Source organism: Pseudomonas sp. LBUM1663 (assembly GCF_059695905.1).
Genome location: NZ_CP166792.1, coordinates 6047804 through 6072943 on the forward strand (window position 1 = coordinate 6047804; position 25140 = coordinate 6072943).

Sequence of the window (25140 nt, forward strand, 5' to 3'; positions counted from 1 at the left end):
GGGCAGCTCCTGATTTGAAGTGAGCTCATGTGAGCCCTACTGTTAATCGACCCGCGCCGTTCGTCAGGGTTCAGTAGGAACTGGGCCGAATACCGGCCCCACCCATCAATCGCAGAGACAAAAAAACGCCCCACGCGAAAAGATCCAACGTGGGGCGATGCGTTATTACCGCGAGACGGTTCGTGAATTCATGCAGGCAAGTCTGATCAGACCGCAATCCCCTTGCGGCACTGCAGTTGTGCGGTGCGTACGCGGGAAAAGGCGCGGGACAGGCGCAGGAGCATTTCGTCGATGTTGGCGTTGCTGACGTTGAGGGCCGGGGTAAAGCGCAGGCAATCGGGTTGGGGGGCGTTGAGCACCAAGCCTTCGTACAACGCAGCGTTGACGACGGCTTCAGCTGAATCGTCGGACAGGGTCAGTCCCCAGAGCAGCCCTTGCCCGCGCAACTCGCCGTGACCATAGCGATGGGACAAACGACTCAAGCCTTCGCGCAGGTGCTGACCGGTTTCAACCACATGATCGAGAAAACCCTTGTCCTGAATCGTGTTGAACACGGCAAGACCGGCAGCGGTCATCAGCGCATTGCCATGATGTGTGCCCGACAGATCGCCCACTTCGAAACAGCAGGCCTTGCCACGCGCCAACAACGCGGCCAGTGGCACGCCACCGCCAAGCCCTTCGCCGAGAACGACGATATCTGCGCTAACGCCGTGGACCTGTTCGGCAAGCAAAGTGCCGCAGCGACCGAGGCCGGTCTGCACTTCGTCGAGGATCAACAGAATGCCCAGCTCCCGGCACAGGCGTTCGACACCCTTGAGGTAATGCACGGTGGCAGGAATCACCCCGGCTTCGTTCTGGATCGGTTCGAGCAGGATGGCCACGGTCCGGGCATCGACCGCCGCGTGCATCGCCGCCAGATCATTGAAGGGAACAGGGTGAAAGTCCGACTCTGAAAACGTCCCGGGACTACGGCCATGGCAGCCGTTGCTGGCAACGATGATCCGTGAAGCCCCGCTGCGATACCGTCGACCCCATTGACGTGCCAGTTGAATCGCGGCCTCACAGGCTTCGGTGCCGCTGTTGAGCAGATACGCCTGATCACTGCCGGTGCGGGTGCAGAGCCGCTCGGCAAGGTTGAGCATGCCGCGGTTATGCAGCGCGAAACCCGGATTGATCAGCGATTGAGCCTGTTCCGAGATCGCGTTGACCAGCACCGAAGGACTGTGGCCCAGGCTATTGGCGCCACCACCCTGCGAGAAATCCAGGAAAGCGCGGTCATCGCTGTCCCACAGCCAGGATCCTTGGCCTCTGACAAAAATCTGCTTCGGCCGCTCGACACTGGGCATCAGGCACTCGCTGGAAAGGTTGTCGCGTCTGGAGGGTTGGAAAGTGTCGACGACCAAGTCGTCGAGGCTCGGTGGAGAGCGACGCAAGTTGAACAAATTCATTGGCTGAAACCCCGCTTGAGGTTTTTTGCCTTACCTATGTAAACACCATCGACGTAAACGGTATTCATCGTGCGCTCTGGCCCTGTAAGCCTTGTGAATGCGGTTAGACTAGGCTCAGTCACGGCGTTGAGCCATTTCGATTTCTCAGCATTTTCGATAAGCGCACCTTATGGATTTCAAGCAACTGCGTTATTTCGTCGCGGTCTACGAAGAAGGCCACGTCGGCCGGGCGGCCGAGCGACTGTCGATCTCCCAACCGGCACTGTCCCAGCAGATTCGCCAGCTCGAACAAAACCTCGATGTGAGCCTGTTCGAACGCAGCAGCAAGCGCCTGCTGCCCACCCTGGCCGCCCACACTTTGTACAACCACGCCCTGCCCTTGCTCGATGGCCTGCAACGGGCCCGCGAGGCGTTGGGCAACTTCAAGGGTCAGGCCTTACGTACCTTGGCCATTGGCGTGTTGCAGACGGTCCACACCAGCCTGGTGCCGCAAATGCTCGAACGCGTGCGCAAGGCGCAACCGCATCTGGTGGTGCAGATCTATGAATTGACAGGCCTGGAAATCGAGCGGCGACTGCTCAATGGGTCGCTCGACATCGGCATCAGCTACCTGCCGCCCCGTCAGCCGGGGTTGCATGGCGTCATGCTGTACGAAGATGAACTGACCCTGGTGATCCCGGCGGACCACCCGTTGCGTGAATTCAAGAAAGTCTCGATGAGTCAGGCGGCCGAGTTGCCCATGCTGTTGCTGGGTGAAGAGTTTCAAGTGCGGCAGATCTGGCAGACACAACTGGCCAATCTGGGACGACGGCCGCAGGTGCAGGCGGAACTGAACAACATGGCGGGGATTCTCGACAGTCTGCCCCACACCCGGCTGGCCACCGTCCTGCCCGGGCGCTCGCAAAAGGCGCTCGGCAACAATGAACTGCTCTGGAAACCGCTGACCGAGCCGCGTGTGCCGCTGAAAGTCGGATTGGTGTGTCGGGATGTGCAGCGGCAACAAGCCTCGCTGGCCCTATTGCGCACGCTGTTGGAAGAAGTGATGAACGGGCCGGACGACCATTTGAACAGCTCGACTGCGCTCGACGGGCTGCGGTGAATACTTTTCTGCGGGCAAAAGAAAACCCCGCCGAAGCGGGGCTTTGCAGACTGTTTCCCTGACATCCATTTCACTCCGCCGTCCTGGCAGAATCCTACGTGTCCGTGTTGTTGCTTTGCGCTTCCTGCGCGACGTCCATGTGAAGTAGATTAGCTCTGGATCCAATCTACGCCTATGGGAGAACAGCAGCACGTCATGTAGGAGAATGCTTACATGACGCTATCGGGTCAGAACTGTCCGGCATCCAGCAGGAACAGCGATTCGCTCCCCGCCTTCACCGACGCACTCAGCGAGTGAATACGCGGCAGCAGACGGGCGAAATAGAACCGCGCCGTGCCCAGCTTGCTCGCATAGAAATCTTCCTGCGCTTCTTTGCCGAAGGCCGCCTTGGCCATCAGCGCCCACATGTAGGCGTAAGCCACGTAACCGAAGGCTTGCAGGTACTCGACCGACGCCGCGCCGATTTCGTTCGGGTTGCTTTTCGCCCGGTCCAGCAACCACAAAGTCAGCTCGTCGAGGGTGGTGACGGCATCGTTCAGCGGCTTGGTGAACTCCACGAGGTCTGCGCTGGCGGTGGCAGTGAAATGACGAATTTCATCCGCGAACAGGTTGTAGAACGCCCCACCCGTGCCGACGATCTTGCGTCCCACCAGGTCCAGCGCCTGAATGCCGTTGGTGCCTTCGTAGATCTGGGTAATGCGCACGTCGCGCACCAGTTGTTCCTGGCCCCACTCACGGATGTAACCGTGGCCGCCAAAAACCTGCTGGCCGTGCACGGTGGTTTCCAGACCGAGGTCAGTCAGGAACGCCTTGGCGACTGGCGTCAGAAGTGCAACCAGATCTTCCGCGCGTTTGCGGATAGTTGCGTCTTCGCTGAACTTGGCGGTGTCCAGTTGCATGGCCACGTAGGTGGAGAATGCACGGCCGCCTTCGTTCGAGGCTTTCATGGTCAGCAGCATGCGACGCACGTCCGGGTGGACGATGATCGGGTCAGCGACTTTGTCTTTGTTCTGCGCGCCGGTCGGCGAACGGCTTTGCAGACGGTCGCGGGCGTATTCGACGGCGTTCTGGTACGAGCGCTCGCCGGTGGCCAGGCCTTGGATACCGACGCCCAGACGCTCGTAGTTCATCATGGTGAACATCGCCGCCAGGCCTTTGTTCGGCTCGCCGACCAGGTAACCCACGGCTTCGTCGAAGTTCATCACGCACGTCGCGGACGCCTGGATGCCCATCTTGTGTTCAATCGAACCGCAGTTCGCCGGGTTACGCGCGCCCAGGCTGCCATCGGCATTGACCATGAACTTCGGCACCAGGAACAGCGAAATGCCTTTCGGCCCCGCCGGTGCGTCCGGCAGTTTGGCCAGCACCAGGTGAATGATGTTTTCGGTCAGGTCGTGCTCGCCGCCGGTGATGAAGATCTTGGTGCCGCTGACTTTGTAGGAACCGTCGGCCTGAGGTTCGGCTTTGGTGCGGATGATCCCCAAGTCCGTACCGGCGTGCGGCTCGGTCAGGCACATGGAACCGGCCCAGACGCCCGCGTACATGTTCGGCAGGTACGCGGCTTTCAGCTCTTCACTGGCATGGGCGTTGATCGACAGGCAGGCACCGGCGGTCAGCATCGGGTACAGACCGAACGACAGGCTGGCGGAGTTGACCATTTCTTCGACTTGCGCCGAAACGGCCTTGGGCATGCCCATGCCGCCGTAGGTCGGATCGCCACCGACACCGACCCAGCCGCCTTCAGCGTAAGTCTGATAAGCCTGTGGGAAACCGGCCGGCGTGGTGACGGCTCCGTCCGCCCAATGGCAACCTTCTTCGTCAGCTGCACGGCTCAGGGGCGCGATGCTTTTGCTGGTGACCTTGCCGGCTTCTTCGAGAATGGCTTCGACGGTTTCAGCATCAACGGTCTCGGCCAGCGCAGGCAGCTCCGCCCAGAGTTTGGCGACCTCGAAGACTTCATTGAGGACGAAGCGCATATCGCGCAGGGGCGCTTTGTAGTCAGCCATGGCAAACCTCGCAAGATCTAAACAGGTGATTCGTGGGAATGGTGTTTTCGTTGGGTCCGAGTGTAACCCAACAACTTTTGTGACACATAGGGTCAGGCCGTGACCGTTTTGTAATTTTTAGTCATCAGCATTTTATCTGAGCGCAGTTCTCACCTGCCAGAACGCATTCGCGGGCAAGCCTCGCTCCTACAGGTCCTTTGTCGTGCACATAGGGTGCAAACGACACTTAACCTGTAGGAGCGGAGGCTTGCCCGCGAAGCTTTTAACAATCGTCAGAGCGCAAACAACTCCGCCGGCAGCTTCATCAGGCAATCACTTCCAGCCTCTATCGCCGCCCGATGAGCGGCAGTGCGTGGCAGCAAACGCTTGAAGTAAAACTCGCTGGTTGCCAGTTTCCCCTGGCAATAATCGGCATCACCGCTGCCCGCGTCGAGTTGCGCCTGGGCCACAAGCGCCATGCGCAGCCACAGATAGCCGAGGATGATGTAACCGCTGTACATCAAGTAATCCACCGACGCTGCACCGACTTCGTCCGGATTCTTCATCGCGGCCATGCCGACCTTGGCGGTCAGCTCGCCCCACTGCTGATTCAACTCATTGAGTTGCGCCACATAGCTGGCCAGTTGTGGATGCTCGGCATTCGCTGCGCAGAACTTATGGACGATTTTGGTGAAACCACGCAGCAGTTTGCCCTGGCTGCCAAGCACTTTGCGCCCGAGTAAATCCAGCGCCTGAATGCCATTGGTGCCTTCGTAGATCGGCGCAATCCGGCAGTCGCGAACCAACTGCTCCATGCCCCATTCGCGGATGAAGCCGTGACCGCCGAACACTTGCATGCCGTGGTTGGTGACCTCCAGCCCGGTGTCGGTCATGAAGGCTTTGCAGATCGGCGTGAGGAAGGCCAACAGGTCTTCGGCGTCCTGACGCGCCGTTTCATCGGGGCTCAGGTGCGCCACGTCCAGCAGCTGCGCGGTGAAATAGGTCAGCGCGCGGTTGCCTTCGTTGAAGGCTTTCATGGTCAGTAGCATCCGGCGCACATCAGGATGAACGATGATCGGGTCAGCGGCTTTTTCCGGCGCTTTCGGGCCGGTCAGCGCGCGCATTTGCAGGCGATCGTTGGCGTACTTGATCGCACCCTGGAAACTCGCCTCCCCCAGACACAACCCCTGCATGCCGGTGCCGAGCCGCGCGTGGTTCATCATGGTGAACATGCAGTTCAAGCCCTTGTTCGGCTCGCCGATCAGGAAGCCCTTGGCCTCGTCGAAGTTCAGTACGCAGGTGGCCGAGGCCTTGATGCCCATTTTGTGTTCGATCGAGCCGCAGGAAACGCCGTTGCGCTCGCCGGCTTCACCCTCGGCATCGGGTAGGAATTTGGGAACGATGAACAGGGAAATACCCTTGGTGCCTGCCGGAGCATCCGGCAGTTTCGCCAACACCAGATGAATGATGTTGTCGCTCATGTCGTGTTCGCCGGCCGAGATAAAGATCTTGCTGCCGGAAATCCCGTAGCTGCCGTCGGCTGAAGGGACGGCGCGGGTTTTGATGATGCCCAAGTCAGTGCCGCAATGTGCCTCGGTCAGGCACATGGTGCCGGTCCATTGGCCAGCCGTCAGTTTGCTCAGGTAGGTGTTCTTCTGCTCTTCGGTGCCGTGAGCGTGGATGGCCGACATCGCGCCGTGGGTCAAGCCGGGGTACATGCCCCACGAGGTATTGCTGGAACCGACCATTTCACTGATGACCAGGCCCAGTGAACTTGGCAAACCCTGGCCGCCATACGCCGGATCAGCTGCCAGGCCGTGCCAGCCACCTTCCACGTACTGTGCGAAAGCCTGCTTGAAGCCTGTAGGCGTTGTCACCACGCCGTTGTCGAAATGGCAGCCTTCTTCGTCGCCGGAGCGATTCAACGGCGCGAGAACGTTCTCACAGAATTTCGCCCCTTCTTCGAGGATCGCATTGACCATGTCCGGGCTCGCGTCGGAGGCGCCCAGCGCGGCGTAGTTGGCGTGGAAGTCGAAGACGTGGTCGATCAAAAAGCGCATGTCGCGCAGGGGAGCTTTGTATTCGGGCATGGTCGTTTCTCCGTCAGCAGATCGTTCAAACCTACTGCTGCCCACCCTGCCTCACAATCACAGTACAGACGCTGAATGCGCCATCATCACTCAACCCGCTGCGGCGTCCATGCGCACCGCGCCACGGCGGGTCTGACCGAAGGCCACCACACAATTTCGCCCGGCGCCCTTGGCGCTGTAGAGCGCTTCGTCAGCGGACTTGAGCACTTTTTCGGGGGTGCGCTGCTCCACGCGTTCAGCGACGCCGATGCTCACGGTCACCGACACGCTTGAAGCGCCCGGCCCCGCGCGACGCTGGCGACCTTGCTGGTCGTCCTGAGGGCGGGCGTCTTGGTTGCGCAACTGAATGTTGTACGTGGCGATGGACTCGCGGATGACTTCCAGGTGCGGCATGCACTCTTCCAGGGTCTTGCCCGCAAACACCAGGGCAAATTCCTCACCGCCGTAGCGATATGCCCTACCGCCTCCACCGATTTTCGACAGCTTGCTGGCGACCAGTCGCAGGACCTGGTCGCCGACATCGTGACCGTGAGTGTCGTTAAATTTCTTGAAGTGATCGACGTCGCTCATGGCCAGCACGTAATTGCGTCCCAGCCGCTGCATCCGCTCGTTCAAGGCGCGACGACCCGGCAGACCGGTGAGCTCGTCGCGGAAGGCCATTTGATAGGCCTCGTGGGCGACCGCTGCGGCAATCATCAACATCACCTGACTGCACATGATGTTCAGGGTGAACGGCAGGATGAAGGTTTTCGGCAGTGCCCAGAACAACCCGAGCAACCCGACCAGTTGTGCGGCGTGCAAGGGTCTGGGGTTACGCCAGTATTGCCAGCTCAGTAGCAGGAACGAAGCGATGAACACGGGATAGGACAACTGGATCAGGCTCATCCAGGCGCCATGCAGCGCTGGCCAGCGGATTTCCGACAGCCACATCAACAAGGCCTGGGGATAACTTTGCTCCAGCCCCAACGCGACACTGCCGACGGCCAGCAATACCGCGAAGCGCGCCACCATGTCCTGAAACAAATGAGTGCGTTCCTGCCAGGCGGCGAACACGCCGAACAACAGCGGCAGCAATAGGCAACACAGGTGGAACACCACTGCTGCGTCTTCACGGACCTTGCCGTTGTCGCGGTAATAATCGGTCTGGGTGTCGAGCAGAAAGTAGGCGATGTACACCGTCACCATCAGAAACAGTTCGCGCTGACGTCGGTAAACCGCGCAGTACGCACCACCGAGCAACAGCACCAGGGTCGGCAGCACGTTGAACAGCGAAGTGAAAAAGACGTTGAGGTCCTTGATGTAGGCGGCCGCAAGCCCCGCAAGTAAAAGCAGTAACGACGGTAGGAAATGGCTGAAACGTACAGCGGAAGAACGCGGCAAGGGTAAAGCTCCGACCGTCATGACAATAGATGGCATTGTGCCCACCTACTGTAACGGCAGAAATCCCGACTTACTGAGCGATTTGTCAGGTTTTTTTAGAGGCAACGTCACTGGCCGCAGTCCGGGTGGCCAGTGACGGTTATGCCATCAGAGGTCGTTGTAGAACGGCAGCAACGGCCCCTCTTCGACTCTGCGACCTTCAGCACCGACGGGCTTGAGCGTTATCAACGCGTCCGCCGCTTGCCGGGTGGTTATTTTCGGGCTGACGGGTTTTAGCGTTACGGCGTTTTCGTCACCTATATGACCTTGTGGTATGACCAGCGAAGGGTGATCGAATGGCGCCTGTTCCCAGGCGACTCGCGGATCGGTCAATCCGACCTCCATGAATTTGACCAGCGCATCTACTTCATCGGGCGTCAGGTTCAACGCGGTCATGTCCGGATCGAGGTTTGAGGTGTTGTGCTGGTTCACACTCGAATGATCGAATCCACTGGTGTTGTTCGCCTCCGAGCCGCGCCGGTCGCCGCCCCGGTTGTAGAACTCCATGACCTGTTTGAGCGTCGACCGGCTGCCGTTGTGGAAATAAGGTCCGGTCAGCGCGATATTGCGCAACGTCGGGGTCTTGAAGGCACCGTCGATGGCGTCGTGGAAACCCACATTGGGTTTGAGCGTCGAGTCGCAGGGTAATCCCGCGTTCAATAACGCTTCAAATGTGCACACATCGACGTCCAGCGGATCGGGCACATTGCCGCCCTGCAGTTGGGTGTTGTATTCACGGGTGAATGACAGCGGATTGCCCCAGGCATCCGTCCCGCCGAGCGCCAGGTCTTCTGAAGTCGGGCGTACCCCTGTGTTGTAGAAGCCGTTGTCGTACAGCGCAGTCAGGTTATCGGCCATCACCATGCGTTCGACGCGTTCGCGGGGATGGAACAGCAAACGGCTGGCGGCATTGGTGAGTTCCGCGCCACCGTGGCAATTGACGCACTTGCCCTTGCCCAGGAACAGCTTCATCCCCTCGACTTGCTGGGCATTCATTGCCTGTTGATTACCTTGCAGGTAAGCATCCAGCGGCGCCTGATCCGAAACCAAAGTCGCTTCGTACATCTGAATCGCCAGGCCGAAGAACAGCGGGAAGTTGGCCTCCATCTGCGTATACGGCGCGCCGCCCAGCGAAACCTGCTGCGTGGCATTCCACAGCCGCGGCTGGAAAGCAGCTTTGATCAGTTCACGGTAGGTCGGACGACGCGCACCGGAAACGGGGGCCAGCACCGAGTCGGTCGATGAAATCCGCTGTTGCTTGAGCATCAGCGTATCGAGCATGCGCCGGCCGATGTCCGCGAAGGTGCGCCCGCCGCAGGACATTTCAACCGGACTGCCAGGCGGGCCCACGGCCTGCGACGCGGCAGAAGCATCGTTGAGCGCCAGCCGCACTTTGGCCGCCACCCCACTGCGGTCGCTGGTGACGAAAATCCCGGCATCGGGGTCGCGATTGCCGAACGGCGAGAAGCCATTGAAGACATTATTCGCCCGACCATCCCAGAAATTTCGCACGTTGAAAACGGCATTGATTACCGTCGGTGCGTTGCGCCCGGTACCGCGACGAACATTGATGCCCCCGACCTGGAAGATTCCATCCGGCTGTTGCGTGCATTTGTCGAAACGCGGTTGACGCGGCTTGACGAAGTTGGCGTCAAACACGCCTTGTGAGCCAACCACATCGTCGGTCGAGTAGAGGATCGGCGAGTTGCGATCCAGTGGATCAGCCAGCACATGGGTCGGGAAGTCGGTTTTCTTGAGTGTGTAGTTCGGACCGCCCTTGCCCCCGGACAGGGTTGCGTAGGAAGCCACGTCGCCAGGAATGTCGGATGCGACAAACGGCTTGTTGAAAATCGACGCAACGTTGGCGCTGGTATTCGCCTGGCCCGGGTTGATCTGGTTGGTGATCCGGTGATCGACGCCAGCATGAAAGTGGCACGACGCGCACGCCGTGGAGCCATCGCTGCCGATCTCCATGTCCCAGAAAAGCGCTTTGCCCAACAGAATGGCGGCGCTGCGATTGAGTACGTAGTCGGTCATCAGATCGACTTTGCGTCCGCCTTCGGTGCCAGAGGGGTCGGGTGGTGTCATGCCGCGCAGTGACTGCAAGGACGGTACTTCCGGCACGGGAAGATCAACTTCTGGCACGTCAGCGGCGAAAGCATTCTTGAAAGGCAGACAAATTGTTATCAGGCCGAGCGCGAGTGCGCAGGCCAGGCGGATAGCTCGAAAGAGACTCAAGTTCACCATGATGACACTCCCGTTCTAATAGTGGAGTTGCCGGGCATGAGGCGCAGCTCAACGGACAAAGTTGTCTCTTTGTCGACGTATAAGTGAAACGCCAATAGAAGGCACCGTGGCAGGCGCTTTAATTGAACTGTAGTCGTAACAAATAATTTCAACAGGAAAAATACAAATAAATTTTCCCCCGTATTACCCCCCTCAACTTTGGTGAAACTCCCCCACCTTTGGGCATCCGCCCCAGCGAAACAAGGGATATGACCCCGCGAACCCGGCACTCACGGTAAAGTTTGCGACTTGGCAGCGGAATTGCAACACAAGTAACTACCCGGTTTATCTAGAGATGTTTTTTAAACAAATATCCAACAAATAGTTCACCGTCATCGGTGTTCTTAATTAGTCGTGGGCGGCTGGTTTTATTATTTTTCAAACAAAAAAGCCGCTACCCCCGAAGGCGTAGCGGCTTTATGAAGAGCAGCGTTAAGGCTTAGTAGCCCAGCGCGAAGTTCTCTTCTTTCATGTCCATCAAGTTGTTGGCACCCGACAGCATGGTTGCAACGTGAGTGCGGGTACGCGGCAGGATGCGCTGGAAGTAGAAGCGCGCAGTCTGCAGCTTGGCGGTGTAGAACGCCTCTTCGGAGGTGCCGGCGGCCAGTTTCTCGGCAGCCAGACGCGCCATGTCAGCCCAGAAGTAGGCCAGGCAGGCGTAACCGGAGTACATCAGGTAGTCCACCGACGCCGCGCCGACTTCTTCGCGATCCTTCATGGCAGCCATACCGACCTTCATGGTCAGCTCGCCCCATTCTTTGTTCAGCGCAGCCAATGGCTCGACGAACTCTTTGACCGCGTCGTTGCCTTCGTTGGTCTGGCAGAACTTGTGGACGATCTTGGTGAAGCCTTTGAGGGCTTCGCCTTGAGTCATCAGCACTTTACGGCCCAGCAGGTCGAGTGCCTGGATACCGGTGGTGCCTTCGTACAGCATCGAAATGCGGCTGTCGCGAACGTTCTGCTCCATGCCCCACTCGGCGATGAAGCCGTGTCCGCCGTAGATTTGCACGCCGTGGTTGGCGGATTCGAAGCCGACTTCAGTCATGAAGGCTTTGGCGATTGGAGTCATGAAGGCCAGCAGTGCGTCGGCTTTCTTCTTCTCTTCTTCGTCTACGCCGTATTTGACGATGTCGACTTGCTTGGCAGTGAAGTAAACCATCGCGCGGTTGCCTTCGGCGAACGCTTTCATGGTCAACAGCATGCGACGTACATCAGGGTGAACGATGATCGGGTCAGCGGCTTTTTCCGGCGCTTTCGGGCCAGTCAGCGAGCGCATTTGCAGACGATCGCGGGCGTATTTCAGGCCGCCCTGGAAGCCGATCTCGGCGTGGGCCAGACCTTGCAGCGCGGTGCCCAGACGAGCGGTGTTCATAAAGGTGAACATGCAGTTCAGGCCTTTGTTCGCCGGGCCGATCAGGAAACCGGTGGCCGCGTCGAAGTTCATCACGCAAGTGGCGTTGCCGTGGATGCCCATTTTGTGTTCCAGGGAACCACAGCTCACGGCGTTGCGTGCGCCGATCGAACCGTCTGCGTTCGGCATGAACTTCGGCACGATGAACAGCGAAATACCTTTGGTGCCAGCCGGCGCATCCGGCAGGCGAGCCAGCACGATGTGGACGATGTTGTCGGCCATGTCGTGTTCACCGGCCGAGATGAAGATCTTGGTGCCGGAGACTTTGTAGGAACCGTCGGCCTGAGGTTCGGCCTTGGTGCGCAACATGCCCAGATCGGTGCCGCAGTGCGGTTCGGTCAGGCACATGGTGCCGGTCCATTCGCCGGACACCAGTTTGGTCAGGTAAGCCTCTTGCTGCTCAGGCGTGCCGTGCTCGGAAATGGTGTTCATCGCGCCGTGCGACAGGCCTGGGTACATGCCCCACGACCAGTTGGCTTCGCCAACCATTTCGCTGACGGCCAGACCCAGAGACTCGGGCAGACCCTGGCCGCCGTGCTCTACGTCGTGGGCCAGGCTTGGCCAGCCGCCTTCAACGAATTGCTTGTAGGCTTCTTTGAAGCCAGTCGGGGTTTTAACGCCGGACTCGCTCCAGGTGCAGCCTTCGGTGTCACCCACGCGGTTCAGCGGAGCCAGCACCTGCTCACAAAACTTGGCGCCTTCTTCGAGAATGGCGTCAACCATGTCTGGAGTTGCGTCTGCGCAAGCCGGAAGGCTCTGATAGTGCGCTTCGTAGCCGAGCAGTTCGTCACGAACGAAGCGAATATCACGCAAGGGGGCCTTGTAGTCAGGCATAGCGATAAACCTCTGCTGATGTAACCGGGAATGAACGACCGTGTTGATTTGTTGTGACGGTCAAACAGTTGTTTGAAACATACGTTTACGCCCAAATCTTGTCAAGCGCCGATCTTTTGCCGTTCGTCATCACACGCGCAAATGCCGGACACGCAGCCACACTGCCGCCGTTGACAACGCAACAGGCCATGCAGGAAAGATTAGTTGAGGGAGAAGGACTTACGCACAAAAACGCCGCGAATAGTCGCGGCGTTTGGGTAGTGCGGATTCAGCGATGGATCAAGCGAAGGTATCGATCAACGTGCCAAGCACTTCATCGGAAGCCTTGGCGACTTTGGCGCCCGCCTCAACCTGAAACTTGCCTTGGGCCATCTCGACCATATTGCTGGCCAGGTCCGATTGCTGGCTGCGGTCAACCGAACGCAGGCGGTCTACTTGAACCACGGAAGACTGGCTGGTCACCGAACGCTCAATGGTGCTGCTCGCGATCTGGCTGGAAGCCTGATCGACACGGTTCTGCCCTGCCTGAATAGTGCTCAGACCAGCATAAAAAGCGGTGTTTCCTGAGATTTCCATAGGGGAACTCGTCCTACAAAGGATTAACTGTGGCCATTGAACCAGACCTGATGGCAAAAGGCCCGACAAAAACACTAATGGCACAGTGCCTTGTCATAGGCAAAACCTCAATCCAGCAAATCCAGTTGCAGATGCTCCGCCACCGCTTCTGCGGTGACCGATTTGAGTTTTGGCACCCGTCCAAGGCAAGGCGCGGGAATCCGCTCGGCGAGCGTCGCGAGGTTCTCTTCCAGGCGTGAGGTCTTCGAATCGATGATATTGGCCACCCACCCTGCCAGCTGCAAACCGTCCAGGGCAATCGCCTCGGCAGTCAGCAGCGCATGATTGATGCAACCCAGGCGCACGCCGACCACCAGGATCACCGGCAGATCCAGCGCCATCGCCAGATCAGACAGATTGTCCTGATCCGCTAACGGCACGCGCCAGCCGCCGGCGCCTTCGATCAAGGTGAAATCCGCCTGCATGTCGAGAATTTCGAGCATCGGCGTCAACAGTGACTGCACCGTCAGCGCCACGCCCGCCTCCCGCGCAGCCAGGTGCGGAGCGATCGGCGGTTCGAACGCCACCGGGTTGACCTGTGCATAAGTCAGCGGCAGCGAGCACTCGGCCAACAGCGCCAGCGCATCGGAATTACGCAACCCCTTGGGCGTCACATCACAGCCGGAAGCGACCGGTTTACCCGCCGCCGTGCTCATGCCTGCCGACCGCGCGGCATGCAACAAACCTGCAGCAATGGTGGTCTTGCCGACATCAGTGTCCGTGCCGGTGATGAAATAAGCAGCGCTCATATGGGTTTCTCCAACACGGCGTAGACCACTTGATAAGTCGCCGGCAATCCTTCGGCCTGACGAAACTGCTCATAAGCCTCGACCAAGCCGAGGAGCCGCGCCCGACCGGTCAAACCGCCCGGCCGACCGGGGTTCAAATTGTGCGCGCCCAACGCCTTGAGTTCATGCGTCAGGCTGCGCACGTCCGGGTAATGCAACACGTGAGGACGGGTCTCCAGACTGACAACCCGCAAGCCACTGGCCGCGCACAGCTGTTGATAAATACCGAACTCGCGGAAGCGATTGACGTGCACCATGCCATCCACTTGACGCCAGCTGTCACGCAACTCAAATAGCGTTCCTACACAAAGACTAGCAAACGCGAAAATCCCACCCGGTTTCAGCGCCCGATACGCCTCACTGAGCACCGATTCGAAATCCGCGCACCACTGCACCGCCAGGCTGGAGAAGATCAGATCACAGGTCGAATCCTGCAGCGGCAAACGCTCCGCATCCCCGGCGATGAAATGGGTGGCGCCGCCCAATGGCCGGGCGTGGTTGAGCATGCCCTCGGCGATGTCCATGGCCAGCCCGTTGCCCGAAGGAAAGTGCTGGCCCAATACGCGGCTGAAATGCCCGGTTCCGCAGCCCAGATCCAGCCAGACACCCGGCACAAAATCATCGGGTAAACGGTTCAACAACTGACTGCCAACATCGCGCTGCAATTCGGCCACGCTGTCGTAGCTCGCAGCCGCGCGGGAGAAGGATGCTGCTACCTGGCGCTTGTCGGGCAAACCGCTAGGCAGAGTGGGGAGGGATAAATCAGTCATCACCGGACTCGTGCAAAAAGGCCTGGATCGCCCCCGCCACACCGTGGGGGTCTTCCAGAAGAAACGCATGGCTGGCCTGTTCAATCAGGCCGATTTCGACGTCTGGCAGCAAGGCCAGAAGGTCTCCGGCCGCTTCGGCCGGGACCAAGCCGTCGAGCCCGGCGAACAAATGCAATTGTGGGCCACGAAACGCCTGCAACGCCTGGCGGGTGTCCAGTTGTGCGAGCACTTCCAGTCCGCTCATCAATATCGACGCAGAGGCATTTGGCGCACCACCGAGCAACAGACGCGACAGTCCGCGTGGGTCTTCGGACCCTTGAGCGCAAAGGAGGGAAAAGCGCTTCAGCGTCATCCGCGGATCGGCCTTGCAGCCGGCCAGGAACGCGTCGAAGGTTTCGCCAGGCATCGCGCTCGGCCATTGCTCTTGGGCGACAAAAGAAGGGTTGCTCGCCAAGGTCAGCAAGCCGCAGCAACGATCACCACGACGCGCCGCCAGTTCAGACGCAAGCATGCCACCGAGGGACCAGCCACCGAGCCAGGCGTCTTGCGGGATCGTCGAATCCAGTTCATCGATCCATTCCTCAAGATCGCTCGATTCCAGTTCCGGCAACGGCTCGATCTCGACCCGCAGATGCTCATCCAGCCCCTGCAAGGCGGCCGCCAAAGGCTCCAGCGGTGAAATTCCGAGGCCCCAACCGGGCAGCAGAATCAGTCGATCACGCATGGCGTGGCTCCGGTCCAAGTTGTTTAAAACAATCGGCCAGTCCGTTCAACAATAGCTGCACCTGCGCCTCGCTGTGAGCAGCGGTCAGGGTCACGCGCAGACGGGCGCTGCCGGCGGGCACGGTGGGCGGTCGAATCGCCGTGACCATCAAACCGCGCTCACGCAGCATCTGCGACAGTCGCATCGCACGCCCGGCATCGCCGATCATGATGGGCTGGATCGGTGTGAAGCTGTCCATCAACTCCAGGCCGATCTGTTCAGCGCCATGGCGGAACTGGCGGATCAGCGTCTTCAGATGCTCGCGACGCCAATGTTCAGTGCGCAGCAGCTCAAGGCTTTTCAGCGTCGCGCAAGCGAGGGCCGGCGGTTGGCTGGTGGTGTAGATGTACGGGCGGGCAAACTGGATCAGGCTTTCGATCAGCTCTTCGCTCCCGGCCACAAAGGCACCTGCGGTGCCGAACGCCTTGCCGAGGGTGCCAACCAGTACCGGCACGTCTTCCTGGCTCAGGCCGAAATGCTCGACGATCCCGCCACCGTTGGCGCCCAGCGGACCGAAGCCATGGGCGTCATCGACCATCAGCCACGCGCCTTTGGCCTTGGCTTCCCGGGCCAGCGCCGGCAAATCGGCGATATCACCGTCCATGCTGAACACGCCGTCGGTGACCACCAGCGTATTGCCGGTGGCCTTCTCCAGCCGCTTGGCCAGACTGGCCGCGTCGTTGTGCAGATAGCGATTGAAACGTGCGCCGGACAACAAACCGGCATCCAGTAACGACGCGTGATTGAGGCGGTCTTCCAGCACCGTATCGCCCTGCCCGATCAACGCGGTGACCGCGCCGAGGTTGGCCATGTACCCGGTGGTGAACAGCAGCGCACGCGGGCGACCGGTCAGGTCGGCCAAGGCTTCTTCCAGCGCGTGATGCGGCGTGCTGTGGCCGATGACCAGGTGCGACGCCCCGCCACCGACGCCCCAACGAGCAGCGCCGGCGCGCCAGGCTTCGATCACTTGTGGGTGATTGGCCAGGCCCAGGTAGTCGTTGTTGCAGAACGCCAGCAACGGCTGACCGTCGACCACCACTTCCGGGCCTTGAGGGCTTTCGAGCAATGGGCGCTGGCGGTAGAGGTTTTCGGCACGACGGGCAGCAAGGCGTGCGGCGAGATCGAAAGACATGCAGGCCTCGCAGTTCGGATCACAGATTACGGAAAGTTCTCAGTACCTGTGGGAGCGGGCTTGCCCGCGTTGACGGCGTCACATTCAACATAGATGTCGACTGATCAATCGCTATCGCGGGCAAGCCCGCTCCCACAGGGTTTTGCATTCCTTCAAAAGGATCGTTGAAGCGTTAAACAGCAGCGTTGTAAAACTGCTCGCTGCTCTTCTGCTCAACCAGCGCTTGTTCGATCGCCGCCTGATGCACTTCGTCCGCGTGCTCTTCGCGCGCTTCCGGCAGGATGCCCAGGCGCGAGAACAGTTGCATGTCCTTGTCGGCCTGCGGGTTGGCGGTGGTCAGCAGTTTTTCGCCGTAGAAAATCGAGTTGGCACCGGCGAAGAACGCCAGGGCCTGCATCTGCTCGTTCATCGCTTCGCGGCCGGCGGACAGGCGCACGTGGGATTGCGGCATCAGGATGCGCGCGACGGCGAGCATGCGGATGAAGTCGAACGGGTCGATGTCTTCGGCATTTTCCAGCGGCGTACCAGCGACTTTCACCAGCATGTTGATCGGCACCGATTCTGGATGCTCTGGCAGGTTGGCCAGCTGGATCAGCAGATTGGCGCGGTCATCGAGGGACTCGCCCATGCCGAGGATGCCGCCGGAGCAGATCTTCATCCCCGAATCACGCACGTAGGCCAGGGTTTGCAGGCGCTCGCTGTAGGTGCGGGTGGTGATGATGCTGCCGTAGAACTCCGGCGAGGTATCGAGGTTGTGGTTGTAGTAGTCGAGGCCGGCGTCGGCCAGCGCAACGGTCTGGTCCTGATCCAGGCGACCGAGGGTCATGCAGGTTTCCAGGCCCATGGCTTTCACGCCTTTGACCATTTCCAGCACGTAAGGCATGTCTTTGGCCGACGGGTGTTTCCACGCCGCGCCCATGCAGAAACGGGTCGAACCGATGGCCTTGGCGCGAGCGGCCTCTTCGAGGACCTTCTGCACTTCCATCAGTTTTTCTTTTTCCAGGCCGGTGTTGTAGTGACCGGACTGCGGACAATATTTGCAATCTTCCGGGCAGGCGCCGGTCTTGATCGACAGCAGGGTGGAAACCTGGACGCGGTTGGCGTCGAAATGCGCGCGATGCACCGTTTGCGCCTGGAACAACAGGTCGTTGAATGGCTGAACGAAGAGTGCTTTGACTTCGGCCAAAGACCAGTCATGACGCAGGGTGGCAGAGGTGCTGGCGCTCATGGGCGTTTCCTTGTTTATGCTTGGCAAGCGGCTGGGGAAGGGAATACCCACAGACGCGACACGGATGTTCGGCATATTTAAGGAAGAGTGATGCGCTGTCAACCACGATACGTAGGACCGGTTTACATCTGGTTAAACAATAACCAACACTGCTTGCTCTGCAGTGAAGCCACCGAAGACGTCAGGCCCATCTGCATGGCCTGTGAAACCGACCTGCCCTGGCTGGGCGATCACTGCCAGACCTGCGCCCTGCCCTTGCCTGCGTCGGGCCTGACGTGTGGTCCATGTTTAAAGCTGCCGCCGGCCTTCGAGCGGGTCGCCGCGCCCTGGACGTACAGCTTTCCGGTGGACACATTAATCACGCGCTTCAAGCACAGCGCCAAGTGGCCGTTTGGCCGCCTGCTCGGCGAACTTCTCGCGCAGTTCCTGCAACATCGCTTCGATGAGGACCTTGATCGGCCCGACGCTCTGGTCCCTGTTCCGCTGGCTGCAAAACGCCTGCGTCAACGGGGTTTCAACCAGGCCGCGATGCTCGCCCGCTGGCTCAGTAGGAGCCTCGACATCCCTTGCGATGAAAAACTGCTGCTGAGGATTCAGGACACCAGCGCGCAACAGGACCTGAATGCCGATGCGCGCAAGAAGAACCTGCGCAATGCCTTCGCCCTGGCGCCCGGAGCATCCATCAAGGGCCGGCACCTCGCGATAGTGGACGATGTGCTGACCACCGGCGCCACGGCTCAGGCCCTGGCTCGCCTGTTGATGGATGCGGGCGCCGCACGGGTCGATGTTTATTGCCTGGCCCGCACACCCAAACCCGGTGACGCAGACTGACTCAAAGCCACACACAAACCCTGTGGGAGCGAGCCTGCTCGCGATGAGGCCGTCACATTCAACAATGTTGTTAACGGACAGACCGCTTTCGCGAGCAGGCTCGCTCCCACAAAGGGCAGGGTCTGACTTGACTCACGTAGCCCAAGCCGCCAACGTCCTTCCCATCGCCACAGCCCAAAGCGCATAGCCATGTCCTTGCCCACATTGTTGTCCCAGCACATTGTCCGTCGCCCGCAGCGCATCGCCTTGCTGCAGCACATCGCCGAACAGGGCTCGATCACCCGCGCCGCAAAAAGTGCGGGGCTGAGTTACAAGGCGGCGTGGGACGCCATCGACGAGCTGAACAACCTCGCGCAAAAACCGCTGGTGGAACGCAGCGTCGGCGGCAAGGGCGGTGGTGGCGCCAAGCTTTCAAGCGAAGGGCAGCGAGTGCTGCGCCTGTATCAAAAGCTGCAAGCCTTGCAGGCCCAGGTGCTGGAAGCCGCCGAAGATGCCAGCGACCTGGATCTGCTCGGTCGGCTGATGCTCAGAACCAGCGCGCGCAATCAACTGCATGGCAAGGTTGTGGCGATTGATACCCAAGGGCACAACGACCGGATTCGCCTCGAACTGGCCGAAGGCTTGACCCTCGATGCGCAGATCACGCACGACAGCACCCTGCGCCTGGAGCTGGAGGCCGGCACCGAAGTCGTGGCCCTGATCAAGGCCGGTTGGCTGGAGTTGCTGGGCATCGATCAACAAGCAACACCGGGCAACAACGTCCTGAATGGCATCATCGAACAAATACTCGACGCCCAAGACGGCCCCAGTGAAGTGCGCATCGGCCTGCCCAATGGCCAGACCCTCTGCGCGCTGGCCGAGCCGCTGCACTTGAAAAGCCAGGGGCTTGCCGCTGACAAACCGGTGCGGGTGCAGTTCGCGCCGTCCAACGTTTTGCTCGGTACACCGCTCTGAAACAAAAGCTTCATCGTTGCTCTTTAAGGTGACTGCAAAAACCAGCAGGGAGCCTGATGTGAGCCTATTAGAAGAAAACCAGTCCACCGACCTCGAGAAAATGGTCGGCCTCAGCCGTCGCGGTTTCATCAGCGCCGGCGCCCTCTGCGGTGCGGCCATGTTCCTCGGTGGTAACCTGCTGAGCCGCAGCGTACTGGCCGCGAGTGTCAGCGCAGGCTCCAGCAAACTGTTGGGTTTTGACAGCATCCCCGCCGCCACCAGCGACGCCATCACCCTGCCGCCGGGCTACAAGTCTTCGGTGCTGATCAGTTGGGGCCAGCCACTGCAAAAGAACGGTCCGGCATTTGACCCGAGCGGTAACGGCACCGCCGAGCAGCAGGAAGTCCAGTTCGGTGACAACAACGACGGCATGAGCCTGTTCGAATTTCCGGGTGAGAAAGACCGGGCGCTGATGGCGATCAATAACGAATACACCAACTACCGTTATCTCTACCCGCACGGCGGCATGCCGCAATCGGCCGGGGACGTGCACAAAGCCTTGGCTTGCGAAGGCGTGTCGGTGATCGAAGTGCAACGCAAGAACGGCCAGTGGCAATTCGTCCAGGGCTCGCGCTACAACCGGCGCATTCACGGCAACGCGCCGATCAGCCTGAGCGGCCCGGCTGCCGGCCACGCACTGGTGAAAACCAGCGCCGATCCGCACGGCAAGAATGTTCTTGGCACCTTCCAGAACTGCGCCAACGGCAAGACGCCGTGGGGCACGTACCTGACCTGCGAAGAGAACTTCACCGATTGCTTCGGCAGCAGCAATGCCGAGCAGAAGTTCGATGCCGCGCAGAAGCGCTACGGCGCAGTGGCGGCCAGTAAAGAGATCAACTGGCATCAACACGATGAGCGGTTCGACCTGGCGAAAAATCCGAACGAACTCAACCGTCACGGTTGGGTGGTGGAAATCGACCCGTTCGATCCGCAATCGACGCCGGTCAAACGGACCGCGCTGGGCCGCTTCAAACATGAAAACGCTGCGCTAGCTGAAACCCATGACGGTCACGCCGTGGTGTACATGGGCGACGATGAGCGCGGCGAGTTCATCTACAAGTTCGTCAGCCGCGACAAAATCAACCACAAAAACCCCAAGGCCAACCGCGACCTGCTGGACCACGGCACCTTGTACGTGGCGCGCTTCGATGCAGGCGACAGCAATGCCGATCACCCCAAAGGCAAGGGCGAATGGATCGAACTGACCCACGGTAAAAACGGGATCGACGCCAGCAGCGGTTTTGCCGATCAGGCCGAAGTGCTGATTCACGCGCGCCTCGCGGCCAGCGTGGTGAAGGCCACGCGCATGGACCGTCCGGAATGGATCGTCGTCAGCCCCAAGGATGGCCAGGTCTATTGCACGCTGACCAACAACGCCAAGCGTGGCGAGGACGGCCAACCCGTGGGCGGGCCAAACCCACGCGAGAAGAACGTCTACGGGCAGATTCTGCGCTGGCGCACTGACCGCGACGATCACGGCTCGAAAAGCTTTGCCTGGGACCTGTTTGTGGTCGCCGGTAATCCGGGCGTCCACGCCGGTACGCCGAAGGGTGGTTCGTCGAACATCACGCCACAGAACATGTTCAACAGCCCGGATGGCCTGGGCTTCGACAAGGCCGGGCGGTTGTGGATTCTCACTGATGGCGATTCAAGCAATGCCGGGGATTTTGCCGGCATGGGCAACAACCAGATGCTGTGTGCCGACCCGGTGACCGGGGAGATTCGTCGGTTCATGGTTGGGCCGGTGGGCTGCGAGGTCACGGGGATCAGCTTTTCGCCGGATCAGAAGACGTTGTTTGTCGGGATCCAGCATCCGGGGGAGAACGGTGGATCGACGTTCCCTGAGCATCTGCCGAATGGCAAGCCGCGGTCTTCGGTGATGGCTATCACGCGTGAAGATGGCGGGATCGTCGGCGCCTGATCGGGCCTCTTCGCGGGCAAGCCCGCTCCCACAGGGTTCCGGAGTGTGCACACTATTTGGCAAACACTGGAGATCACTGTGGGAGCGGGCTTGCCCGCGATGGCGTCAGCCAAAACAACACACGACTCAAGCCTTAACACTAAAGACGGCCCGTCTGCGCTACCATGCTTGGCCGGACGCGGCAGCCTGCTGCGCGCAGGAGTCAGCATGGCCCACCCGTTTGCAACCCTCACCCCAGACCTCGTGCTCGATGCCGTCGAAAGCATCGGCTTTCTCAGCGACGCGCGCATCCTGGCGCTCAACAGCTACGAGAACCGCGTCTACCAAGTCGGCATCGAAGACTCCGAGCCGCTGATCGCCAAGTTCTATCGCCCGCAGCGCTGGACCAACGAAGCGATTCTCGAAGAACACCAATTCACCTTCGAACTCGCCGAATGCGACGTGCCGGTGGTCGCGCCGATGATTCACAACGGTGCCAGCCTGCACGAACACGCCGGATTCCGTTTCACCCTGTTCCCCCGCCGTGGTGGCCGGGCGCCGGAGCCGGGCAATCTCGATCAGCTGTATCGACTGGGCCAATTGCTCGGCAGGCTGCACGCCGTCGGTGCGACCAAGCCGTTCGAACACCGTGAAGCGCTGGGCGTGAAGAATTTCGGTCACGATTCGCTGACCACGTTGCTCGAAGGCAATTTCGTCCCCAAGAGCCTGCTGCCGGCCTACGAGTCTGTGGCCCGCGACCTGCTCAAGCGCGTGGAAGAGGTCTACAAGGCCACGCCGCACCAGAACATCCGCATGCACGGTGATTGCCACCCCGGCAACATGATGTGCCGGGACGAGATGTTCCACATCGTCGACCTCGACGACTGTCGCATGGGCCCGGCGGTACAGGACATCTGGATGATGCTGGCGGGGGATCGTCAGGAATGTCTGGGGCAGCTGTCGGAATTGATGGACGGCTACAACGAATTCCACGACTTCGACCCACGGGAACTGGCACTGATCGAACCGCTGCGTGCCTTGCGCCTGATGCACTACAGCGCCTGGCTCGCCCGCCGATGGGACGACCCGGCGTTCCCGCACAGCTTTCCGTGGTTTGGCAGTGAACGGTATTGGGGGGATCAGGTGTTGGCGTTGCGTGAGCAACTGTCTGCGCTGAACGAAGAACCGCTGAAACTTTTCTGACTCACCCCAAAACCCTGTGGGAGCGAGCCTGCTCGCGATGACGGCAGCACATTCAACATCGATGCAAGCTGATACGCCGCCATCGCGAGCAGGCTCGCTCCCACAGGTCTTGTGTTCACAATTGACCGACGTATTCGATCAGGACATTCGCCGATAAATCTCCTTACAATTGCCCTTTTGTTAGCTGCCTAAGCAAGGACTCTGCATGCAAGCTGCCAACCCGCGTCGCGGGTACATCCTCGGCCTGAGTGCCTACATCATCTGGGGCCTGTTCCCGATCTACTTCAAAGCCATCGCCTCGGTGCCGGCCGTAGAAATCATCATTCACCGCGTGTTGTGGTCGGCGTTGTTCGGCGGCTTGTTGCTGATGGTCTGGAAACATCCGGGCTGGTGGCAGGAGCTGCGGGACAACCCGAAACGCCTGGCGGTCCTGGCCCTGAGCGGCACACTGATTGCGGCCAACTGGCTGACCTACGTCTGGTCGGTGAACAACGGACGCATGCTCGAGGCCAGCCTCGGTTACTACATCAACCCTCTGGTAAACGTGCTGCTGGGGATGTTGATCCTCGGCGAACGGCTGCGGCGGATGCAGTGGATCGCGGTAGGACTGGCGGCGGTCGGTGTGGCGCAACAGGTTTGGCAAGTCGGCAGTCTGCCGTGGGTGTCGCTGGTGCTGGCGCTGACGTTTGGCTTCTACGGCCTGATCCGCAAGCAAGCGCCCGTCAAGGCGCTGCCCGGCCTGGTGGTGGAAACCTGGATGCTGGTGCCGATTGCCATTGCCTGGCTGCTGTTCAATCAGACAGCCATGAGTGCTCAACCCGTGTTCTGGACCACGTCCGAAGCTTGGTGGCTGGTGGCGGCCGGGCCGGTGACGCTGGTGCCGCTGGTGTGTTTCAACGCCGCCGCACGGCATCTGCCCTACACGACGCTGGGATTCCTCCAGTACCTGGCGCCGACGCTGGTGCTGTTGCAAGCCGTGCTGCTGTTTGGCGAACATTTGTCTTCCAGCACGCTGGTCGCGTTTATCTTTATCTGGGCCGGCCTGGCCATTTACAGCGTCGATGCGGTGATCAGTATGCGCCGCCGTAGCTGATCAAAAAACACACAAACCTCTGCGAGCCACGTCCTTCGTGGCCTGCATGGATCCTTCCCAAGGTTATCCACAGCGTGATCCCCGCGGTTTGTGCGCAACTTGTTGACACTGATGGTTTTTTGATCAGATCTTGAAGAAGCCCGGCCGGCGTGGGCTGGCGGGCTGTCTCTACAGGTTATCCACAGGCAGGTGCACGTTTAACTTGGATAACCCTGTCAGGGTTCACTGCGCAGCACCAATTCCACCATCAAATCGTCGGCCAGGGTTTCCAGCCGCGACTGCAAGACATCCAGCGACAAGGTCAGCGGCACTGCCAGAATCGCTTCGGCGTGAAACAACGGCTCGCTGCTCATCGGTGCCGGACGCACTTCGGTCACCAGGCGCTCCAGGTTCACCCCTTGTTCACTCAGCAAACGAGTGATGTCACGAACGATCCCCGGGCGGTCATTGCCCACCAACTCCATGGCAATCGGCTTCCAGGTGCAGGATTGCTCGATGCCGCTTTCGGCGATCAGCACGCGAATGCCGTGGGCGGACAACGCCTTCAGGGCATCGACCAGTTCATCGTAGGCCTCGGCCGGCACGCCCACCCGAAGAATCCCGGCGAACTGCCCGGCCATGCGCGACATGCGGCTCTCCAGCCAGTTGCCGCCATGCTCGGCAATGCATTGGGCAATGCGCTCGACCTGCCCTGGCTTGTCCGGAGCGAAAACAGTGAGTACGAGGTGGTCCATGGCGCAGCCCTCTTTTGTTATAGAAAAAGAAGTATAGGCAAGGGACCGGAATCAGCCCGGCACTGCTTTTCTGTGGCGAGGGAGCTTGCTCCCGCTGGGGCGCGGAGCGACCTCCTGCAATGATCCAGAAAGACCGCGTTCGCTTATTTTGCGACTGCTTCGCAGCCGAACGGGAGCAAGCTCCCTCGCAACAAAAGCTAAGCGACATAGCAGTGCATTAAAGATTATGTGTACAAGTTTTTATATTTAACTGGAACAATCCAATAGTTTTTTGAGAACATCCCGTGCCCCGTCGTGACCGCAATGCGTCATGGGGTCGCAGAACGACGTAATTAGTCTAATTTTCACAAGCGCAATTCATCATGTAGTATGCCGCAGCACGCACTACATAACGTTGGATCGATGTCTGCCACAGGCACACTCGCAGCCCTGAAAGCCCTATCAGCAAGGCCTCAAAGCCGTTGATCGGCTCCATCCCAGCCGCCCGAAATGGCATGTACTGGTGGTGGGGGTTTGTG

Annotated in this window: 19 protein-coding genes; 6 read left to right on the forward strand and 13 right to left on the reverse strand. The window is 59.9% G+C overall.

Translation table 11 applies throughout. The annotated features are described in order from the left end of the window. Positions 1-206: 206 nt before the first annotated feature. Positions 207-1448, reverse strand: a complete 1242-nt coding sequence (locus ACA075_RS27770) for an aspartate aminotransferase family protein (protein WP_497296347.1) — start codon at positions 1446-1448, stop codon at positions 207-209. A gap of 169 nt (positions 1449-1617) precedes the next feature. Here ACA075_RS27770 and ACA075_RS27775 point away from each other — a divergent pair, with 169 nt between their 5' ends. Then, the gene (locus ACA075_RS27775; RefSeq protein WP_497296348.1) at positions 1618-2547 is read left to right on the forward strand and encodes a LysR family transcriptional regulator; all 930 of its coding nucleotides are present in this window, start codon (positions 1618-1620) and stop codon (positions 2545-2547) included. Between the two features lie 227 nt (positions 2548-2774). Here the strand turns inward: ACA075_RS27775 and ACA075_RS27780 are convergent, their stop codons facing one another. From ACA075_RS27780 to bioB, 11 genes are all read right to left on the reverse strand, one after another. After that, positions 2775-4553: an acyl-CoA dehydrogenase C-terminal domain-containing protein gene (locus ACA075_RS27780; RefSeq protein ID WP_497296349.1), complete on the reverse strand. Its 1779-nt coding sequence runs from the start codon at positions 4551-4553 to the stop codon at positions 2775-2777. Positions 4554-4825: 272 nt separating this feature from the next. Then, on the reverse strand, positions 4826-6622 hold the full coding sequence (locus tag ACA075_RS27785) for an acyl-CoA dehydrogenase C-terminal domain-containing protein (protein WP_497296350.1): 1797 nt from the start codon (positions 6620-6622) through the stop codon (positions 4826-4828). Positions 6623-6712: 90 nt separating this feature from the next. Next, on the reverse strand, positions 6713-8002 hold the full coding sequence (locus tag ACA075_RS27790) for a GGDEF domain-containing protein (RefSeq protein WP_497296351.1): 1290 nt from the start codon (positions 8000-8002) through the stop codon (positions 6713-6715). Positions 8003-8149: 147 nt separating this feature from the next. After that, positions 8150-10288, reverse strand: a complete 2139-nt coding sequence (locus ACA075_RS27795) for a cytochrome-c peroxidase (RefSeq protein ID WP_497296352.1) — start codon at positions 10286-10288, stop codon at positions 8150-8152. A 478-nt stretch (positions 10289-10766) separates the two neighbouring features. Beyond that, on the reverse strand, positions 10767-12572 hold the full coding sequence (locus ACA075_RS27800) for a phenylacyl-CoA dehydrogenase (protein WP_497296353.1): 1806 nt from the start codon (positions 12570-12572) through the stop codon (positions 10767-10769). Between the two features lie 279 nt (positions 12573-12851). Further along, positions 12852-13148 (reverse strand): pyrroloquinoline quinone biosynthesis protein PqqE, encoded by a 297-nt coding sequence (locus ACA075_RS27805; RefSeq protein WP_497296354.1) that lies wholly within the window; start codon positions 13146-13148, stop codon positions 12852-12854. A gap of 107 nt (positions 13149-13255) precedes the next feature. After that, the gene (gene bioD / locus ACA075_RS27810) at positions 13256-13936 is read right to left on the reverse strand and encodes a dethiobiotin synthase (RefSeq protein WP_497296355.1); all 681 of its coding nucleotides are present in this window, start codon (positions 13934-13936) and stop codon (positions 13256-13258) included. Then, on the reverse strand, positions 13933-14745 hold the full coding sequence (gene bioC, locus ACA075_RS27815; protein ID WP_497296356.1) for a malonyl-ACP O-methyltransferase BioC: 813 nt from the start codon (positions 14743-14745) through the stop codon (positions 13933-13935). The genes bioD and bioC overlap by 4 nt, the downstream gene beginning before the upstream one ends. After that, positions 14738-15469 carry an alpha/beta fold hydrolase gene (locus ACA075_RS27820; RefSeq protein WP_497296357.1) on the reverse strand — a complete coding sequence of 244 codons (732 nt, stop codon included), beginning with the start codon at positions 15467-15469 and terminating at the stop codon, positions 14738-14740. Before ACA075_RS27820 ends, bioC begins: the two co-directional genes overlap by 8 nt. Beyond that, positions 15462-16640: an 8-amino-7-oxononanoate synthase gene (gene bioF / locus ACA075_RS27825; RefSeq protein WP_497296358.1), complete on the reverse strand. Its 1179-nt coding sequence runs from the start codon at positions 16638-16640 to the stop codon at positions 15462-15464. The genes ACA075_RS27820 and bioF overlap by 8 nt, the downstream gene beginning before the upstream one ends. Positions 16641-16812: 172 nt before the next feature. Continuing rightward, the gene (gene bioB, locus ACA075_RS27830; protein ID WP_497296359.1) at positions 16813-17868 is read right to left on the reverse strand and encodes a biotin synthase BioB; all 1056 of its coding nucleotides are present in this window, start codon (positions 17866-17868) and stop codon (positions 16813-16815) included. Positions 17869-17958: 90 nt separating this feature from the next. Here bioB and ACA075_RS27835 point away from each other — a divergent pair, with 90 nt between their 5' ends. The 5 genes from ACA075_RS27835 to rarD all read left to right on the forward strand — a co-directional run bounded on the left by ACA075_RS27835 (position 17959) and on the right by rarD (position 23888). Then, entirely contained in the window at positions 17959-18699 is a 741-nt protein-coding gene (locus ACA075_RS27835) for a ComF family protein (protein ID WP_497296360.1), read from the forward strand. A 189-nt stretch (positions 18700-18888) separates the two neighbouring features. After that, positions 18889-19653: a TOBE domain-containing protein gene (locus tag ACA075_RS27840; protein WP_497296361.1), complete on the forward strand. Its 765-nt coding sequence runs from the start codon at positions 18889-18891 to the stop codon at positions 19651-19653. Between the two features lie 58 nt (positions 19654-19711). After that, the gene (locus ACA075_RS27845) at positions 19712-21613 is read left to right on the forward strand and encodes a PhoX family protein (RefSeq protein ID WP_497296362.1); all 1902 of its coding nucleotides are present in this window, start codon (positions 19712-19714) and stop codon (positions 21611-21613) included. A gap of 207 nt (positions 21614-21820) precedes the next feature. After that, positions 21821-22795 (forward strand): serine/threonine protein kinase, encoded by a 975-nt coding sequence (locus tag ACA075_RS27850; RefSeq protein ID WP_219096955.1) that lies wholly within the window; start codon positions 21821-21823, stop codon positions 22793-22795. A 205-nt stretch (positions 22796-23000) separates the two neighbouring features. Then, positions 23001-23888, forward strand: a complete 888-nt coding sequence (gene rarD, locus ACA075_RS27855; protein WP_497296363.1) for an EamA family transporter RarD — start codon at positions 23001-23003, stop codon at positions 23886-23888. A 215-nt stretch (positions 23889-24103) separates the two neighbouring features. On the opposite strand, the gene ACA075_RS27860 is transcribed toward rarD, so the two are convergent. Further along, a complete protein-coding gene (locus ACA075_RS27860; protein WP_094470306.1) occupies positions 24104-24622 on the reverse strand; it encodes a glycine cleavage system transcriptional repressor in 519 nt (172 codons plus the stop codon). Between the last annotated feature and the right edge of the window lie 518 nt (positions 24623-25140).